The 17,402-nt window shown below is 71.5% G+C and carries 14 protein-coding genes; 7 read left to right on the top strand and 7 right to left on the bottom strand.

Features of this window, described 5'->3' with window-relative positions; genetic code table 11:
- Positions 1–93 precede the first annotated feature (93 nt).
- Positions 94–1,113, bottom strand: a complete 1,020-nt coding sequence (locus ACWC5C_RS34180) for a glycosyltransferase family 2 protein (protein WP_450881871.1) — start codon at positions 1,111–1,113, stop codon at positions 94–96.
- Between the two features lie 225 nt (positions 1,114–1,338).
- Between ACWC5C_RS34180 and ACWC5C_RS34185 the strand changes: the two genes are divergently transcribed.
- The 3 genes from ACWC5C_RS34185 (at position 1,339) to ACWC5C_RS34195 (ending at position 5,580) form a co-directional block, all read left to right on the top strand.
- Positions 1,339–2,775, top strand: coding sequence for an LCP family protein (locus ACWC5C_RS34185; RefSeq protein ID WP_450881873.1), 1,437 nt, complete (start codon positions 1,339–1,341; stop codon positions 2,773–2,775).
- 82 nt (positions 2,776–2,857) lie between these two features.
- Positions 2,858–4,801, top strand: a complete 1,944-nt coding sequence (locus ACWC5C_RS34190) for a serine/threonine-protein kinase (RefSeq protein ID WP_450881875.1) — start codon at positions 2,858–2,860, stop codon at positions 4,799–4,801.
- Positions 4,798–5,580, top strand: coding sequence for an FHA domain-containing protein (locus ACWC5C_RS34195; RefSeq protein ID WP_450881877.1), 783 nt, complete (start codon positions 4,798–4,800; stop codon positions 5,578–5,580). The genes ACWC5C_RS34190 and ACWC5C_RS34195 overlap by 4 nt, the downstream gene beginning before the upstream one ends.
- A gap of 20 nt (positions 5,581–5,600) precedes the next feature.
- On the opposite strand, the gene ACWC5C_RS34200 is transcribed toward ACWC5C_RS34195, so the two are convergent.
- Positions 5,601–6,152, bottom strand: coding sequence for an acyl-CoA thioesterase (locus ACWC5C_RS34200; protein WP_450881879.1), 552 nt, complete (start codon positions 6,150–6,152; stop codon positions 5,601–5,603).
- A gap of 107 nt (positions 6,153–6,259) precedes the next feature.
- Between ACWC5C_RS34200 and ACWC5C_RS34205 the strand changes: the two genes are divergently transcribed.
- Together ACWC5C_RS34205 and ACWC5C_RS34210 are read left to right on the top strand one after the other, a co-directional pair.
- Positions 6,260–7,567: an LCP family protein gene (locus ACWC5C_RS34205; protein WP_450881881.1), complete on the top strand. Its 1,308-nt coding sequence runs from the start codon at positions 6,260–6,262 to the stop codon at positions 7,565–7,567.
- Between the two features lie 128 nt (positions 7,568–7,695).
- The gene (locus ACWC5C_RS34210) at positions 7,696–8,418 is read left to right on the top strand and encodes a DUF6250 domain-containing protein (protein ID WP_450881883.1); all 723 of its coding nucleotides are present in this window, start codon (positions 7,696–7,698) and stop codon (positions 8,416–8,418) included.
- Between the two features lie 62 nt (positions 8,419–8,480).
- On the opposite strand, the gene ACWC5C_RS34215 is transcribed toward ACWC5C_RS34210, so the two are convergent.
- Positions 8,481–9,644, bottom strand: coding sequence for an acyl-CoA dehydrogenase (locus ACWC5C_RS34215; protein ID WP_450881885.1), 1,164 nt, complete (start codon positions 9,642–9,644; stop codon positions 8,481–8,483).
- A 189-nt stretch (positions 9,645–9,833) separates the two neighbouring features.
- On the opposite strand from ACWC5C_RS34215, the gene ACWC5C_RS34220 reads away from it, so the two are divergent.
- Entirely contained in the window at positions 9,834–11,174 is a 1,341-nt protein-coding gene (locus tag ACWC5C_RS34220; RefSeq protein WP_385446166.1) for a UDP-glucose dehydrogenase family protein, read from the top strand.
- Positions 11,175–11,260: 86 nt separating this feature from the next.
- Here ACWC5C_RS34220 and ACWC5C_RS34225 read toward each other — a convergent pair whose 3' ends face one another.
- The 4 genes from ACWC5C_RS34225 to ACWC5C_RS34240 form a co-directional block, all read right to left on the bottom strand.
- A complete protein-coding gene (locus ACWC5C_RS34225; RefSeq protein ID WP_450881887.1) occupies positions 11,261–12,688 on the bottom strand; it encodes an alkaline phosphatase family protein in 1,428 nt (475 codons plus the stop codon).
- Between the two features lie 170 nt (positions 12,689–12,858).
- On the bottom strand, positions 12,859–14,058 hold the full coding sequence (locus ACWC5C_RS34230; RefSeq protein WP_450881889.1) for a dipeptidase: 1,200 nt from the start codon (positions 14,056–14,058) through the stop codon (positions 12,859–12,861).
- Positions 14,059–14,987: 929 nt separating this feature from the next.
- Positions 14,988–15,518 carry a 5-(carboxyamino)imidazole ribonucleotide mutase gene (purE, locus tag ACWC5C_RS34235; protein WP_450881891.1) on the bottom strand — a complete coding sequence of 177 codons (531 nt, stop codon included), beginning with the start codon at positions 15,516–15,518 and terminating at the stop codon, positions 14,988–14,990.
- Positions 15,515–16,654 (bottom strand): 5-(carboxyamino)imidazole ribonucleotide synthase, encoded by a 1,140-nt coding sequence (locus ACWC5C_RS34240; RefSeq protein WP_450881893.1) that lies wholly within the window; start codon positions 16,652–16,654, stop codon positions 15,515–15,517. The genes purE and ACWC5C_RS34240 overlap by 4 nt, the downstream gene beginning before the upstream one ends.
- Positions 16,655–16,819: 165 nt before the next feature.
- On the opposite strand from ACWC5C_RS34240, the gene ACWC5C_RS34245 reads away from it, so the two are divergent.
- Positions 16,820–17,356, top strand: coding sequence for a GtrA family protein (locus ACWC5C_RS34245; RefSeq protein ID WP_385446171.1), 537 nt, complete (start codon positions 16,820–16,822; stop codon positions 17,354–17,356).
- Positions 17,357–17,402 lie beyond the last annotated feature (46 nt).

Here is a 17,402-nt window from a genome sequence, read left to right on the forward strand (position 1 = left end):
GAGCCCGCACGTTCTGAGGAGCCCGCACGTTCTGAGGAGCTGTACGACGAAGGGGCCGGACCGCCTGGTCCGGCCCCCTGTGCGTACGGCTGTCTAGCCCTGCGCCATGACCGCCGGGCGACGGCTCGCGATGACCTTCTTGGCGAGCGCCTTCGGGCTGGTCAGGAAGCCCCAGCCCCACGACATGTGCATGGTCGCGAGCGCCAGCGGGATCCGTACCCGGGCCCCCACCGGAAGCCCCTTGCCCGCCGGGAGCGAGCCCGCGGCGATGGCCGCCAGATAGCCGCCCGGGATCAGGAAGCCCCACGGGGAGACGGCGGCGCCCACCACGGTGCCCACCGCGATGGCCACCACGGCGGTCGGCGGGGCGAGGTAGCGGGCGTTGATCGAGCCCTGGTGGAAGCGGGCGACGACATGGCGCCAGCGCCCGTAGTTCCGGTACTGCTTGGCCAGCTCCCGCACGTTCGGCCGGGGGCGGTACGAGACCTTCAGCTCGGGCGAGAACCAGACCAGCCCGCCCGCCTCGCGGATCCGGAAGTTCAGCTCCCAGTCCTGGGCGCGGATGAACTCCTCGTTGTAGCCGCCCTGCCGCTCCAGCGCCTCACGGCGGAAGACGCCCAGGTAGACGGTGTCGGCGGGGGCCGCGTCGCCGCCGGTGTGGAAGGCGGCGTTGCCGACACCGATCTTCGAGGTCATGGCGGCGGCCACGGCCCGCTCCCAGTCGTTCTCGCCCTCGGCGTGCATGATGCCGCCGACGTTCTGCGCGCCGGTCTCCTCCAGGAGCCGCACGGCGGTCGCGATGTAGTTCGGCGAGAGCATGCCGTGCCCGTCGACCCGCACCACCACGGGGTGGCGGGACGCCTTGATCGCGGCGTTCAGCGCGGCCGGGGTGCGGCCGGTGGGGTTGGGCACGGTGTTCACCCGCGGGTCCTCGGAGGCCAGCTGGGCGGCGATCTCTTCGGTGCGGTCCGAGGACGGGCCGACCGCGATCACCACCTCCATCTCACCGTCGTACTCCTGCTCCAGGATGTGCCGCACGGAGTTGCGCAGATGGCGTTCCTCATTGAGCACCGGCATGATCACGGAGACGGCCGGGAGCTGACGCGGGTCCATGGCACCTCGGGGTTTCTGGGGACGGGGCCCCAGGAGACTGCAGTAGCGGGCCCACGGTACCGCGAATGGCGGCACCGGAACGCGCCGCCCGGGTGGCAGCGGGCGGTACGGGCGGCGTGGGGCGCCGGGTCGCTCATCGTATGGCCCTACCGTGACAGCGGTTCCGACCCGCCAGCGCCCCGCCCGGGCCCGTCCCGCCGGGCCCGTTCACGGAGGTCTCCTTCGGTGAGTGCACCGGCCCGATCGACGCGCCCCCGCCCCCGGCCCCGCTCCGGCCGCCGCCGTCGCTGGGGGCTGCGGATCGCCCTGTTCGTCGCGTGCCTGGTGCTGGCCGTCAGCGCCATCGGGCATCTGCTGGTGCGGGAGCTGGAATCCGGCATCCACCGGGTGGACGCCTTCGGCGGCCTGGACAACCGGCCGAAGAGCGCGGGCGGCGGCGTCAACTTCCTGCTGGTCGGCACCGACGGCCGGTCCAAGATCACCCCGCAGGAGAAGGCGCTCTACCGGCTCGGCGGGGCGCCCTGCCGCTGCACCGACACGGTCATCCTGGTCCATCTGTCGGCGGACCGCCGCCGGGCCTCCGTGGTCAGCCTGCCGCGCGACTCGTACGCCGTGATCCCCGCGTACACCGACCGCGCCGGGAAGCCGCACCGCGCCCATCCGCAGCGGCTCAACGCCGCGTACGCCGAGGGCGGGCCCAGCCTGACCGTACGCACTGTCGAGCACGCGACCGGCGTGCACATCGACCACTACCTGGAGGTCGACTTCACCAGCTTCATGAGGACCGTCGACGTGGTCGGCGGGGTGAAGGTGTGCACGTCCCGGCGGCTCAAGGACGACCACACCGGCCTCGACCTGCCGCCCGGCAGCCATCTGCTGCGTGGCGGCGAGGCGCTGCAGTACGTACGCTCCCGCCACACCGACGGCACCTCCGACCTCGGCCGGATCCAGCGCCAGCAGCGCTTCCTGGCCTCGGTGCTCCACCAGACGACGGCGGGCGGCATCCTGCTGAACCCGGTGCGGTTCAACGCCGTCGCCACCACCCTGCTCGGCTCGGTCCGCGCCGACCACGGCTTCGGCGCGGAGGACCTGATGGCGCTCGGCCGGGCGATGAACGGCCTCACCCCGGCGTCCTCCGAGTTCGCCTCGGTCCCGGTGATCCTGCCGGGGAAGCCGCTCAAGGGCGTCGGCTCCACGCTGCACTGGGACCGGCCCAAGGCCGAGCAGCTGTTCGCCGCCATCCGCGAGGACCGGCCGCTGACCACGCACCGCGCGAAGCCCAAGGCCACCGTGGTCGACGTGGCCCCGCAGCAGGTACGGGTCCATGTGCTCAACGGCACCGGGACGGCCGGGCTCGCCCGGCGCGCGGACCGGGCGCTGCACGCCACCGGCTTCGCCACCACCGGCTCCCCCGCCGACGCGGCCACCAAGGACCTGGCGCGCACGGTCATCACGTACGACCCGGTCTGGAACCGCTCCGTCCGCACCCTGGCCGCCGCGCTGCCCGGCGCGCAGCTGAAGCCGGTGAAGGGGCAGGGCGGGGTGATGCAGGTCACGGTCGGCGCGGACTACAAGGACGTACGCCCGGTCCGCACCGAGGACCCGCGCCGGGACCGGCCCGGCATCGCGGCCGTCACCGGCGACGAGGTCGCGTGCGCCTAGCCAAGCTCTGTTCAGCCGCGTGACGACTGAAGTACTCTCCGTGTCCTGACCGAGGCGGGGCGCGGGGTACGGGGGTTTACGGGTGAAGGCAGGAGCCGGGGACAGGATCGCGGGCCGGTATCTCCTCCAGGAGCCCATCGGCAGAGGCGGGATGGGCATCGTCTGGCAGGCCCACGATGAGCTGCTGGACCGGCGGGTGGCGGTCAAGTGCGCCCGCCCGGACGACGAGCGCGCGGCGCAGCGGCTGAAGAAGGAGGCGCGCAACGCGGCGCGGCTGCACCATCCGAACATCGTGTCGGTCTTCGACTTCATCGAGGGCGGCCTGGGTGAGGACGGTGACGTCTGCTGGATCGTCATGGAGTACGTGCCCGGCGCCAGCCTCGCGGACCTGGTGCGGGAGCGCGGCCCGCTCGCCCCGGAGGAAGCGGCCGCCATCGGCTGCCAGATCGCGGCCGCCCTGGCGAAGTCCCACGCCGAGGGCGTGGTGCACGGCGACGTCACCCCGGAGAACATCCTGGTCACCGCCGATGGGGTCGCCGATGGGGTCGCCAAGCTGACCGACTTCGGCATCTCCCGGGCGCTGTGGAGCGAGGTCACCATGACCGTGACCGGCGGGGTGCAGGGCAAACCGCCATATCTGCCGCCCGAGGTGGCGCGGGGCGGCACGGCCGACCGGAAGTCGGACGTCTTCTCGCTGGGCGCGTCGCTCTTCGCGGCGGTCGAGGGCCAGTCGCCGTACGGGGAGGCCGCGCACCCCATGGCGTACGTGGCGCGGGCCATCGACGGCTCCATCGAGACCGCGCACCGGGCCGGGCCGCTCGGCGAACCGCTCGCCGCGCTGCTGGAGATCGAGCCGAAGCAGCGCCCCGCCGCGACCAAGGCGCTGCGGCTGCTGCGGCAGGCCGCGCCCGGCGCGCCGTTCCCCCCTGCGGCGGAACTCCACGCGCCGCACCGCACCCTCCGCACGCTGCGGCTGCTGTCTCCGGCGGTCGGCCGCACCTGGCGCCGCCCGGGGCGCGGCGTGGTGATCACCGCGACCGCGCTGGTCACCGCGGCGGCCCTGGCGACCGGGCTGGCCCTCTTCGGCCCCTGGTCGGGCGGCTCCTCCGACGAGTCCCACGGGTCGCCGGGCGACGGCGGGAGGGGCGCCCCCGACGCGAAGCCCCCAGCCGCCGGACGGGCGGGCACCATCGGCGATCCCCGGACGGCCGACCCGTGCAGGCTGCTGGACGCCGCGTCGCTGAGCCGCTTCGGCGAGACCGAACTCGACCCGGACTACGGGGAGGTGGACCGCTGCGACGTCCTCGTACACGGCCCCGGCGGTGGCGACGTCGCGGACGTACAGATCAACTTCGACGGCGATCCGCCCGAGCCGGGCGACGAGCGGCCCGCCAGGAGGATCGGCAACGTCACGGTCATGACGTCCCCGCGCGACGGCGACGTCTGTGAGCGGACCATCGCGGCCGCCGACCGCAAACAGATCCGGGTGATCGCCAAGCGGCTCGACTCCCCCTCCCCCGACCCGTGCGCCCTGGGCGACGCCGCCACCGATCACGCGGTCGCGGTGCTGGACCGGGGCCAGGTCCCCCGGCGCGCCTCGGTGCCGACCGCGCGCTCCCTGGCCCGGGCGGACGCGTGCGCGCTGCTCGACGCGACCGCGCTGCGGCGCGTCCCCGGCGTCGGCGCGCGCCCCTCGGATCCGGGCTTCGGCCGTTGGTCATGCGACTGGGCCGACAGCTCGGGCGACGCCGGAGTGGAGGTGGAGTTCGACCGGAGCAGTACGTTCGACACGGACGACGGGCGGCCCGCCGTCCTCGCCGGAAGAAAGAGCACCGTAACGCCGGACGACTACGGCGACGGCACCTGCGTCGTACGGACCCTCCACCGCTCGTACCGCAACTCCCTCGGAGACCCCACCGTCGAGCTGCTGACGCTGAACACGTACGGGCCGCAGCCGTCCGCGACGCTCTGCCGCACCGCGAAGGCGCTCGCCGCCGCGGCCGCGAAGAACCTCCCGAAGCCATGACCGCGTCGGGCCCCCTCCGGGCGCTGCCCGCCACCCACGGCAGCCTCGCCCGCGGCGTGACCTCCCCGGTGCCCGGCACCGTCTTCGCGCTCGCCCTCACCGGCGGCATGCGGCTCGGCCCCGGCGACGGCCGCGAGCTGATCTTCGGCCGCAATCGGCCCGAGGTCCATGTGTGCCTGGGCGAGGACGACGCCCAGGTCAGCCGCCGCCACGGCAAGCTCACCCACCGCGACGGCCGCTGGTGGGTGACCAGCACCGGCCGACTGCCCCTCCGTATCCCCGCCCGCCTGCTGTTCACCGGCGAGGAACCCCTCCCCCTCGCCACCGGCTACACCCCGCTGTTCGTCCGTGGCTCGGGCGACCGCGAACACCTCCTGGAACTCTTCGTCACCGGCCCCGAGGACGCGCCGCCGACCCCCCGCCCCGGCGACGTCACCCGCCCACCCCGGGTGTGGGTGCTCACCGAAGACGAGAAGCTCGCCCTTGTCGTCCTGGGCCAGCGCTACCTCCGCCACGAACCACGGCCCCAGCCCCTCACCTGGAAACAGACCGCCGAACACCTCGCCGAACTGCGCCCCGGCGCGGGCTGGCGCGAGAAGCGCGTCGAGCACCTGGTCAACCGCGTCCGCACAACCCTGTCCCGCGACGGCGTCCCCTGGCTGACCCGCGAGGAAGTCGGCGAACCGGTCGGCAACGCGCTCAACGACCACCTGATCCGAGCCCTGATGCTGTCCACCACCCTGGTCCCCCCGGACCTGTCCCTGATCGACACGCTCTGACCGGGCCCGGTGGAGGCGTCCTACAGCTCCTCCGTGCCCTCCGCCGCACGGCGGGCGCGCAGGTCTCTGATCGCGCGGCGGCGGGCCAGGCGGTGGGTGCGGCGGATCTCGGCCTCCTGGTAGCGCCGCTTGTCGCGCTCGGTCTCCGGTATGACCGGGGGTACGGGGCGGGGCTTGCCGTCGGCGTCGACCGCGGCGAAGACCAGATAGGCGCTGCCGACCTGGGTGGCGGGGGTGGATTCGTTCCAGCGCTCGGCCAGGACGCGGACGCCGACCTCCATGGAGGACCGTCCGGTCCAGTTGACCTGGGCCTTCACATGGACGAGGTCGCCGACCCTGACCGGCTCCAGGAAGGCCATCTCGTCCATCGAGGCGGTGACCGCGGGGCCCTCGGAGTGCCGTCCGGCGACCGCCCCGGCCGCGTCGTCGACGAGCTTCATGATCACGCCGCCGTGGACCGTGCCGAGGAGGTTGGTGTCGCTGCCGGTCATGATGTGCGACAGCGTGGTGCGGGAGGCGGAGGTGGGCTTGCCCGGAAGATCCACTTCGGCGCTGTGGGCCTGTTTGGTCATGGCGTCCACCATATGCGGACCGCGTTCTTATCAGCTCTGCAACAGCCACGCCCCGATCCGGCACCCGCCCTGTAAGACAGCGGGGCCGACCAGGCACACTTCCTTGCATGAGCGAATGGCCCCAGGGTTACACCGGTGACCGCAACGACCGGTACGGACGCGGCAGCGGTGGCTCCCAGCCAGAGGGGGCCCGCTCGATGCCGCAGGTACGGCGGGCGGCACCGGGCGGCGGCGAGCCGCCGCTGCCCCCTGAGCTTTCGCCGCGGGGGAACGTACCGGGGCCCTCCCCGAGCTACGACGACTACGGCGGCCACGGCGGTGACGGATACAACACCGGCCAGGTCTACGGCGGCGGTGGCCGTGGCCCCGGCGGGCCGGGCGGATCCGGCGGCGGCCGCGGCAGGCGCGGCGGGCGCGCGGGAGGCCCCGTGAACTGGAAGCGCCGGATAACCGTCGGCCTGGTCACGCTGGTCGTGCTGCTGCTCGCGGTCGGCATCGGTACGTACTTCTGGGCCGACGGCAAGCTCAAGCGCGAGGTCGACCTCAGCAAGGTCGAGGACCGGCCGACCGGCGGCAAGGGCACCAACTACCTGATCGTCGGTTCTGACAGCCGCGAGGGCATGTCCGACGAGGACAAGAAGAAGCTGCACACCGGCTCCGCCGAGGGCCGCCGCACCGACTCCATGATCCTGCTCCACGTCGGTGAGAACGGGAACACCATGGTCAGCCTCCCGCGTGACTCCTGGGTCACCATCCCGGCCTTCACCGGCTCGGAGACCGGCAACCGGATCCCGGCGAGCCAGAACAAGCTGAACGCGTCGTACTCCTCGGAGGGCCCGCAGCTGCTCGCCCGGACCATCGAGTACAACACCGGCCTGAAGATCGACCACTACGCGGAGATCGGCTTCGACGGCTTCGCCAAGATCGTCGACGGGGTCGGCGGGGTCGAGATCGACATCCCGCAGGACATGAAGGACAAGAAGTCCGGCAACGACCTCAAGGCGGGCAAGCAGACCCTCAACGGTCAGCAGGCCCTCGGCTTCGTCCGGCAGCGCTACGGCCTCGCGGGCGGCGACCTGGACCGCACCAAGAACCAGCAGAAGTTCCTGTCCGCGCTGGCCAACAAGGCGGCCTCGCCGGGCACGGTCATGAACCCGTTCGCGCTCTACCCGATGATGGGCGCCGGTCTTGACAGCCTGATCGTCGACAAGGACATGAGCCTGTGGGACCTCAAGGACATGTTCTTCGCGATGAAGAGCGTCTCCGGCGGCGAGGGCAAGCAGATGAACATGCCCGTCTCCAACCCCGGCCTGTCCACTCCCAAGGGCAGCGCGATCCAGTGGGACATGACCAAGGTCAAGCAGCTGGTGAACGAGCTGAAGAACGACGAGAAGGTCACGGTCTCCAGCAACTGACCGCGCCATCTCCGCACGACGGCCGCCGCCGGGCCCCCGAGGGGTCCGGCGGCGGCCGTCTGTTAAGTTCATCGAGCGCTACGCATTGAAACGGTTCAACCATTCCCCCCGGAAGGAACCGCACCACGATGACGTACCCCCGCTCCCGCAGACGCCTGCTCACCCTCGCCGCCGCGACCGCCGCCGCGACCGCCGCCGCGACCGCCACCGCCCCGGCCGCCTTTGCCACAGGCCGCCGCTGGACCCGGATAGCCCACGACGACTTCCGCCACGGCACCCGCCAGTGGGCCGCCGAGCTGGAGAGCGGCGGGACGGTACGGGCCCGGCACGGGGTGCTCGACGTCGACGTACCGGGCGGCGCCACGGTCTGGTTCACCCGCGAGCTGACCGGCCCGTACGTGATCGAGTACACGGCCACCCCGGTCTCGGCGGGCGGCCCCAACGACCACGTAACGGACCTCAACGCCTTCTGGAACGCCCGCGACGTCCGCTCCCCCGGCGACCTCTTCGCCACGAGCCGCAGCGGCACCTTCGCCGACTACGACCTACTGAAGACCTACTACGTCGGCTACGGCGCCAACCTCAACACCACCACCCGCATGCGCCGCTACGTCGGCGAGCCGGGCAACCGCCCCCTGCTCTTCGACCTCACGCAGCCGCTCCTCACCCCGAACACCCCGTACCGCGTCCGCCTGACCTCCGCCGGGCGGACCGTCCAGTACTGGAGCAACGGCGAACTGCTCTGCGACTACCGGGACCCCGCGCCCTACACCAGCGGCTGGTTCGGCTTCCGCACCGTCGCCAGCCACTTCCACCTGACGAACTTCTCGGTCTGGCGGCCGCACGCCTGAGCCGGGCGTACGACGGAGGGCGGGGGCGCCGCGTGCGGCGCCCCCGCCCTCCGTCACGAGCCCTACGGCAGGTTGCGGGCCATGACGACTCGCTGGACCTGGTTGGTGCCCTCGTAGATCTGGGTGATCTTGGCGTCGCGCATCATGCGCTCGACCGGGTAGTCGCGGGTGTAGCCGTAGCCGCCGAGGAGCTGGACGGCGTCCGTGGTGACCTCCATGGCGACGTCCGAGGCGAAGCACTTGGCGGCGGCGCCCTGGTAGGTGAGGTCGGCGTCGCAGCGCTCGGAGGCGGCGGCGGCCTGGTAGGTCAGGGCGCGGGCGGCCGAGATCTTCATGGCCATGTCGGCGAGCATGAACTGGATGCCCTGGAAGTCGGCGATCGCCTTGCCGAACTGCTTGCGCTCCTGGACGTAGCCCTTGGCGTAGTCCAGGGCGCCCTGGGCGATGCCGAGGGCCTGGGCGGCGATGGTGATGCGGGTGTGGTCGAGGGTCTTCATGGCGGTGGCGAAGCCGGTGCCCTCGGCGCCGATCATGCGGTCGGCGGGGATGCGGACGTTGTCGAGGTAGACCTCGCGCGTCGGGGAGCCCTTGATGCCGAGCTTCTTCTCCGGGGCGCCGAAGGACACACCCTCATCCGACTTCTCCACGACGAAGGCGGAGATGCCCTTGGACCGCTTCTCGGGGTCGGTGACGGCCATCACCGTGTAGTAGTCGGAGACCCCGGCGTTGGTGATCCAGCGCTTGACGCCGTTGAGGACGTAGAAGTCGCCGTCGCGGACCGCCTTGGTCTTCATACCGGCCGCGTCCGAGCCCGCGTCGGGCTCGGAGAGACAGTACGAGAACATCGCGTCGCCCTTGGCGAGCGGGCTCAGGTACCTCTTCTTCAGCTCCTCGGAGCCGGAGAGGATGACCGGCAGCGAGCCCAGCTTGTTGACCGCGGGGATCAGGGAAGAGGACGCGCAGACGCGGGCGACCTCCTCGATGACGATCACGGTCGCGAGCGCGTCGGCGCCGGCGCCGCCGAAGGACTCGGGGACGTGCACCGCGTGCAGGTCATTGGCGACCAAGGAGTCCAGCGCTTCCTGCGGGAAGCGGCCCTCCTCGTCGACCTCGGCCGCGAAGGGGGCTATTTTCGCCTCGGCGAGCGAGCGGACCGAATCGCGGAGCATGTCGTGCTCCTCCGACGGCCGGTACAGGTCGAAGTCTGCGTTTCCCGAGGACGCCAAGGTCTTCTCACTCCCCTGTGGTGCTAACTACCGTTAAGTAACTGAAGTCTAGGGCCGCCGACGCGACACGTATACGTGCCCTATACGTGAGCTACCCGACAAGACGCCGCCAAGACGCCGCTGAGCACTGTCGGGGGTGCCGACTATGCTCAGGCAGCGCATCTGAGACCGACGCTTCTGGAGCACCACATGGCCCTCAAGATCACCGTGATCGGCACCGGCTACCTGGGCGCGACCCACGCCGCGGCCATGGCCGAGCTGGGCTTCGAGGTGCTGGGGCTGGACATCGTGCCCGAGAAGGTCGCGATGCTCTCGGAGGGCCGGGTGCCCATGTACGAGCCCGGCCTGGAGGATCTGCTGAAGCGGCACGTGGTCGGCGCCGAGGGCTCGACCGGGCGGCTGCGCTTCACCAGCTCCTACGAGGAGGCCGGACAGTTCGGCGATGTCCACTTCATCTGTGTGAACACCCCGCAGAAGCACGGCGAGTACGCGTGTGACATGCGTCACGTCGACAACGCCGTGGAATCGCTCGCCCCGCATCTGCACCGCCCGGCGCTGGTCGTCGGCAAGTCCACCGTCCCGGTCGGCAGCGCGGACCGGCTGGCGGCGCGCCTCGCCGAGCTGGCCCCGGCCGGTGCGGACGCCGAGCTGGCGTGGAACCCGGAGTTCCTGCGCGAGGGCTTCGCCGTGCAGGACACGCTGCACCCGGACCGGATCGTGGTGGGGGTCACCAGCGACCGCTCCGAGAAGGTGTTGCGGGATGTGTACGCGACGCCGATCGCGGAGGGGTCGCCGTTCGTGGTGACCGACTTCCCGACCGCCGAGCTGGTGAAGACGTCGGCGAACTCCTTCCTCGCCACGAAGATCTCGTTCATCAACGCGATGGCCGAGGTCTGCGAGGCGGCGGGCGGCGATGTGGTCAAGCTCGCCGAGGCCATCGGCTACGACGAGCGGATCGGCAAGAAGTTCCTGCGGGCCGGGATCGGCTTCGGCGGCGGCTGTCTGCCGAAGGACATCCGGGCCTTCATGGCCCGCGCCGGTGAACTCGGCGCGGACCAGGCCCTGACCTTCCTCCGCGAGGTCGACTCGATCAACATGCGGCGCCGCGGCCACATGGTCGAGCTGGCCCGCGAGGCCGTCGGCGGCAGCTTCCTGGGCAAGCGGGTGGCGGTGCTGGGCGCCACGTTCAAGCCGGACTCGGACGACGTACGGGACTCCCCCGCGCTCAACGTGGCCGGGCAGATACAGCTCCAGGGCGCCCAGGTCACCGTCTTCGACCCCAAGGGCATGGACAACGCCCGCGCCCTCTTCCCGACCCTCGCCTACGCCCCGACCGCACTGGAGGCGGCCCGGGGCGCCCACGCGGTGCTGCATCTGACCGAGTGGCGCGAGTTCCGGGAGCTGGACCCGGTGGGCCTGGGCGAGATGGTCGCCGAGCGCCGCATCCTGGACGGCCGGAACGCCCTCGACCCCGACTACTGGCGCGACGCGGGCTGGACGTACCGCGCGCTGGGCCGCCCCATGGCGTAGGCCCGTAAGTCTCCGCTGTACGCCGCCCCCGCCGGGCTTCCTCCGGCGGGGGCGGCGTACGTACGCAAGTCCGTACGCGGGCCGGTTCAGCGGCGGGGGCGGCGGCCCTTCTCCTGCTTCGGGGGCTTCTGGTCGGCGCCCGGGAGGGTCGGCTTGGGGAGGTTCTCGACGTCCTCCTTGGCCTTCTCCAGCTGCTCGGCCGTGTCGTCCGGCAGCTTCGGCGGCCTCGGAGCGGCGTGGCCGAAGCCGAAGGCCGAGGTGAGATCGCCGAAGGTGCGGCGGCGCCACTGGCTGATGTTGGGCTCCTCGACCCCGGTCAGCCGCTCCAGGAACTGGAGCACCGAGGTGTGGTCGAACGCCTCGCCCGCGGCCCAGCCGCCCACCGTCCACGGCGAGACGATGAGGCAGGGCACCCGGAAGCCGCCGCCGATGGGCAGGCCGCCCACGAACTCGTCCACGGTCCCGGCCTTGGGGATGGGCGGCGGTACGTGGTCGAACAGGCCGTCGTTCTCGTCGTAGTTGAGGATGAAGACGGTCTTGCGCCAGACGTCCGGGTTGGAGGCGATGGCCTCGATCTTGGACGCGACGTAGTCGGCACCGGCCGCCGGGAGGTAGTCCGGGTGCTCGGAGACCTCGGCGGTCGGGATGATCCAGGAGACGGTCGGCAGCCGGTCGTTGCGGGCGTCCTCCTCGAACGTCCCGGCGGGGCTGTGCACCATGCCTCGGTCGTACAGCGGGTCGCCGGGGCGGGCGTCCTGGAACTGCTGGAACTCCTCCAGGAGGTTGCAGCCGTAGTTGTCCTCCTCCTGGTAGACCTTCCAGCTGACGCCCGCCTTCTGGAGGCGCTCGGCGTACGTCGTCCAGCGGTACGGCTTGGGCGCCTTGTTCTCCAGGACCGGGCCGCCCTTGACTCCGGCCGGATCGATGGTGCCCGTCATCCAGTACAGCCGGTTGGGCCAGGTGGGGCCGAAGACCGAGCAGAAGTAGTTGTCGCAGACGGTGAACGCCTCGGCCAGCGCGAACTGGAACGGGATGTCCTCACGGGTGTGGTAACCCATGACGTACGGCCCGTTCTCGCCGTCGGCCGCGCGGTGGGCCGGGAGCCACTTGTCCATGGCGCCGTTGTTCCACGCCTCGTGCTGCACCGACCAGGCGTGGCTGGTGGAGGGGATCGCCTGGGCGCTGGTGGAGCGGGTGTCCAGGTGGAACGGGAGCAGATAGCCGTCCGGGTTCTCCGCGTCCGGCTGGTGGAACACCGACTTGCCGGTGGAGAGGGTCAGGGCGTCTGGGTCGGCGAACCCGCGCACTCCCTTGAGGGTGCCGAAGTAGTGGTCGAACGAGCGGTTTTCCTGCATCAGCAGGACGACGTGCTCGATGTCGTCGAGCGAGCCGCCCTTCGGCGGCCCGGCGGCTATCGCCTGCTGCACGCTCGGCGGCAGAAGCGTCATGGCCGCGCCCGCGCCGAACGAACCGGCGGCGGCACCAAGGAGTCTACGGCGGGTGAAGTCGGGCATAACGCCTCTTTCCCGTATCTATGCATGAGAGATCGTCAGACCGCTGATGACTCTCTCTCCATGCCGACGACGGGGAAGAGACGAATTACGTGAACGATGCATCAACACATCGCAAAGCCACCAAGCCCTGGTAAAGGGGTGGTTGGTGGCTCATGCGAGTGCTGGGGGTGTTAGGCCTCGGTGGGGCCGTCCAGCTGGTCGATCGTCGCGATGGACGGGCCCCTGACCGCGCGCAGCCCGCGCGCCGCGTCCTCGGCCCCGCGCAGCACCCGGACGGCGTTCTGCCAGGTCAGCTTGGCGAGTTCGGCCTCGGACCAGCGGCGGTCGAGCAGTTCCGCGATGAGGTTGGGGTAACCCGCGACGTCGTCCAGGCCGGACGGGGTGAAGGCGGTGCCGTCGAAGTCGCCGCCGATGCCGATGTGGTCGACGCCCGCCACCTCGCGCATGTGGTCGAGGTGGTCGGCGACGGTGGCCGCCGTTGCCTTCGGCCGGGGGTGGGCCTCCTCGAAGGCGCGCTGCACCTTCTTCGCGGCGTCCGTCAGCTCCAGGGGGTGGAGGCCGTGCGCGCGCATGTTCTCGTCCGCCGCCTTCGTCCACTCGCCTGCTTCCGGCAGCACGAACTTCGGCACGAACGTGGCCATCGCCACCCCGCCGTTGGCCGGGAGCGCGGCCAGGACGTCGTCCGGGATGTTGCGCGGGTGGTCGCAGACGGCGCGGGCGGAGGAGTGCGAGAAGACGACCGGGGCCTCGGTAACGCGGAGCGCGTCGCGCATCGTGTCGGCCGACACGTGGGAGAGGTCGACGAGCATGCCGAGCCGGTTCATCTCGCGGACGACCTCCTCGCCGAAGCGGGTCAGGCCGTGCGCCCTCGGTTTGTCGGTCGCCGAGTCGGCCCAGGGGATGTTGTCGTTGTGGGTGAGCGTCATATAGCGCACGCCGAGGTCGTACAGGGCGCGGAGGGTCGCGAGCGAGCAGTTGATGCTGTGGCCGCCCTCGGCGCCCATGAGCGACGCGATCCGGCCCTCGGCGCGGGCCGCCTCGATGTCGGCGGCGGTGAGCGACAGCCGGAGGTCGTCGGGGTAGCGCTCGGTCAAACGGCGGACGACGTCGATCTGTTCGAGGGTGGCGCTGACTGCTGTGTCGCCGCTGAAGTCTGAGCGTACGAAGACTGACCAGAACTGGGCGCCTACGCCGCCTTCGCGGAGGCGGGGGATGTCGGTGTGGGTGCGCGTCGTTTGGTCGGTGGCGATGTCGAGGCGGTCGAGGTCGTAGCGGACCTGCTCGCGCAGGGCCCAGGGGAGGTCGTTGTGGCCGTCCACGACGGGGTGTGCGGCCAGTAGTTGGCGGGCGTGCGCGAGGTGATCGGTCATCCGGGCATTTTCGTACGCCCGCCCGACGAAGTCACGGCCCCGCGACGCCTGCGGCGGGCCTGTTCCCCACCCCGCCCCTTCCCGAACCGGGGCTCCGCCCCGTCCCCCGCTGGGGCTCCGCCCCAGACCCCGCCGCGGGGCTCCGCCCCTGCACCCCGCTCCTCAAACGCCGGAGGGGCTGGGGGTGGGGCATCACCGCCCCAGGGCCCCGCTCCTCCGCCGGAGGGGCTGGGGGCGGGGCATCGCCGCCCCGGCCCCGCACCCCAAACGCCGGAGGGGCTGGGTTTACCCGGCCGAGGCTGGGATGCAGCGGCCGAGGCTGGGACGTACCGACCGGAGCTGAGGGATGCCGGTCCGGGCTGGGGCGCAAGTCCGGGCTGGGTGACGCAGGTCCGGGCCAGGGCGCAGGCCCGGGCCAGGGCGCCGGGCCGGGCCGGGGCGCAGGCCCGGGCCAGGGCACCGGGCCGGGCCGAGGTGGGCCGAGCCGCCGGGCCGGGCCGAGGTGGGCCGAGCCGCCGGGCCGGGGTGAGGTGGGCCGAGCCGCCGGGCCGGGGTGGGCCGGGGTGGGGTGCCGGGCCGGGCCGGGGCGCCGGGCCGGGTGGGGTGGGCATCACCGCCTTGGGCTCCGCTTGCCGGGCGCCGGAGCCGCGTTCCGCTCCGCCCCGGACCGGAACGCGGCTGAGGGATGCGCCATGGCCCCCGCTGGTGCGCACCTCCACCCTCGGCCCGCTCCTCGAACACCGAAGGGGCGCGGACATCCCGCCGCCAGGACCGCCCTCCCCTGCAGTCCCTCCGGAGATGTACCGCCACCCAGCCCCTCCGGCGTTTGAGGAGCGGGGGTTTGGGGGCGGAGCCCCCAACCGGGGGCTGGGGCGGGGCCTCAGTTCGGGAAGGGGCGGGGTGGGGAAAGGGCCCCCGCAGGGGTTGGGTCAGTGGGCGAAGCCGAAGGAGGCCGCGCCGTCTACCTTGGCACGCAGGCGCTTGCCCTTTTCCGTGGCCTGTTCGTTCAGCTCGTCCTGGAACTCCCGCATCCGCCCCTGCAACTCCGCGTCATGCGCGGCGAGGATACGGGCGGCCAGCAGGCCCGCGTTGCGCGCGCCGCCGATGGAGACCGTGGCGACCGGGACGCCCGCAGGCATCTGGACGATGGACAGGAGGGAGTCCATGCCGTCCAGGTACTTGAGGGGCACGGGGACGCCGATCACCGGGAGCGGGGTCACCGAGGCGAGCATGCCGGGGAGGTGGGCCGCGCCGCCCGCGCCCGCGATGATGGCCTTGAGGCCCCGGGGCGCCGCGTTCTCGCCGTACGCGACCATCTCGCGCGGCATCCGGTGCGCCGAGACGACGTCCACCTCGTACGGGATCTCGAACTCGTCGAGGGCCTTGGCGGCTTCTTCCATGACCGGCCAGTCGGAGTCGGAACCCATGACGATGCCGATCGCGGGCACAGGAGCACTCATTCGGTGATGGTCCCTCGGAGGTAGTCGGCGGCGTGACGGCCGCGCTCGCGGACGTCGGCCAGGTCGTCGCCGTAGGTGTTGACGTGGCCGACCTTGCGGCCCGGCTTCACGCCCTTGCCGTACATGTGGATCTTCAGCCCGGGGTCGCGGGCCATGCAGTGGAGATAGGCCGCGTACATGTCGGGGTAGTCGCCGCCGAGCACGTTGGTCATGACGGTCCACTTCGCCCGGGTGTTCGGGGCGCCGAGCGGGAGGTCGAGCACCGCGCGCACATGGTTGGCGAACTGGGAGGTGACGGCGCCGTCCTGGGTCCAGTGGCCGGAGTTGTGGGGGCGCATCGCCAGTTCGTTGACGAGGATGCGGCCGTCCCGGGTCTCGAACAGCTCGACCGCGAGGTGACCGACCACACCCAGCTCGGCCGCGATCTTCAACGCCAGCTCCTGCGCCTGGGCGGAGAGCGCCTCGGAGAGGTCGGGGGCGGGGGCGATGACGGTGTCGCAGACGCCGTCCACCTGTATCGACTCCACGACGGGGTAGGCCACGGCCTGGCCGTGCGGGGAGCGCACGACGTTGGCGGCCAGCTCGCGCGCGAAGTCGACCATCTCCTCGGCGAGGACAGGCACGCCCGCGCGGAACGGCTCGGCGGCGTCCTCCGCGGTACGGACGACCCACACGCCCTTGCCGTCGTAGCCGCCGCGCACCGTCTTGAGGACGACCGGGAAGCCGTCCCCCTCCTCGGCGAACCGCGCGACGTCGGCCGGGTCGGCGACGATGCGGTGGCGGGGGCACGGAACCCCGGACTCGCGCAGCCGCTCCCGCATCACGCCCTTGTCCTGCGCGTGCAGCAGGGCCTCGATGCCGGGGCGGATGACGACACCGTCCGCCTCCAGCGCGCGCAGATGCTCGGCCGGGACATGCTCGTGGTCGAAAGTGACCACATCACAGCCTTGTGCGAACGCACGAAGCGTCTCCAGGTCGCGATAGTCGCCGACGACGACATCGCTGACCACTTGGGCCGCCGAGTCCTGAGGAGTGTCACTGAGCAGCTTGAACCTGATGCCGAGGGGGATGCCCGCCTCGTGGGTCATACGGGCGAGCTGGCCGCCCCCGACCATGCCGACTACCGGAAATGTCACCCTCCAAGGGTAACTTCTCGCCACGACAGCCCCTGACCTGCGCTTGGATGATCCTCCAGATATTCGGACCGGCCTGTTACTCCCGGCCTCCGGGCGAGTGTCGGTGCCGCTGGTTAGCATGAGGAGATGCTGTCGATGATGACGAAACGGGGCTGAAAGATCACCATGAGTGAACGACGCATGCTCGGGGGGCTGGGCACCCAGGTGGGGCGGCTCGCCCGGGAGATCGCGAAGTTCGGGGTGGTCGGCGGCGCCGGCGTCTTCGTCAACCTCGCCGTCTTCAACGTGGTCCGCAGCGTCACGGAGCTGCCCGTGGTGCGGGCCAGCATCGTGGCGACGGTGGTCGCGACCTGCTTCAACTACCTCGGCTACCGGTATTTCACCTACCGCGACCGGGACAAGCAGGGGCGCACCAAGGAACTCAGCCTGTTCCTGCTGTTCAGCGCGATCGGCCTGATCATCGAGAACGGGGTGCTCTACACGGCGACGTACGGCTTCGGCTGGGACAGCTCGCTCGCGAGCAACGTCTTCAAGTTCGTCGGCATCGGCATCGGCACCCTCTTCCGCTTCTGGTCCTACCGGACCTGGGTGTTCCGGGCGCTGCCCGCGCGGGAGGCCGTGGAGAGCGCGGAGGCGTTCCTCGCGGAGGCGCCGCCCGCCCAGACCACTCGCCGCGACAGCAAGCAGCCGGTCCGGAAGTAGCCGGTTCGGAAGTAGCCGCTCAGAACCTCAGAACCTCAGCGGGGGC

Source organism: Streptomyces sp. NPDC001700, from assembly GCF_053596435.1.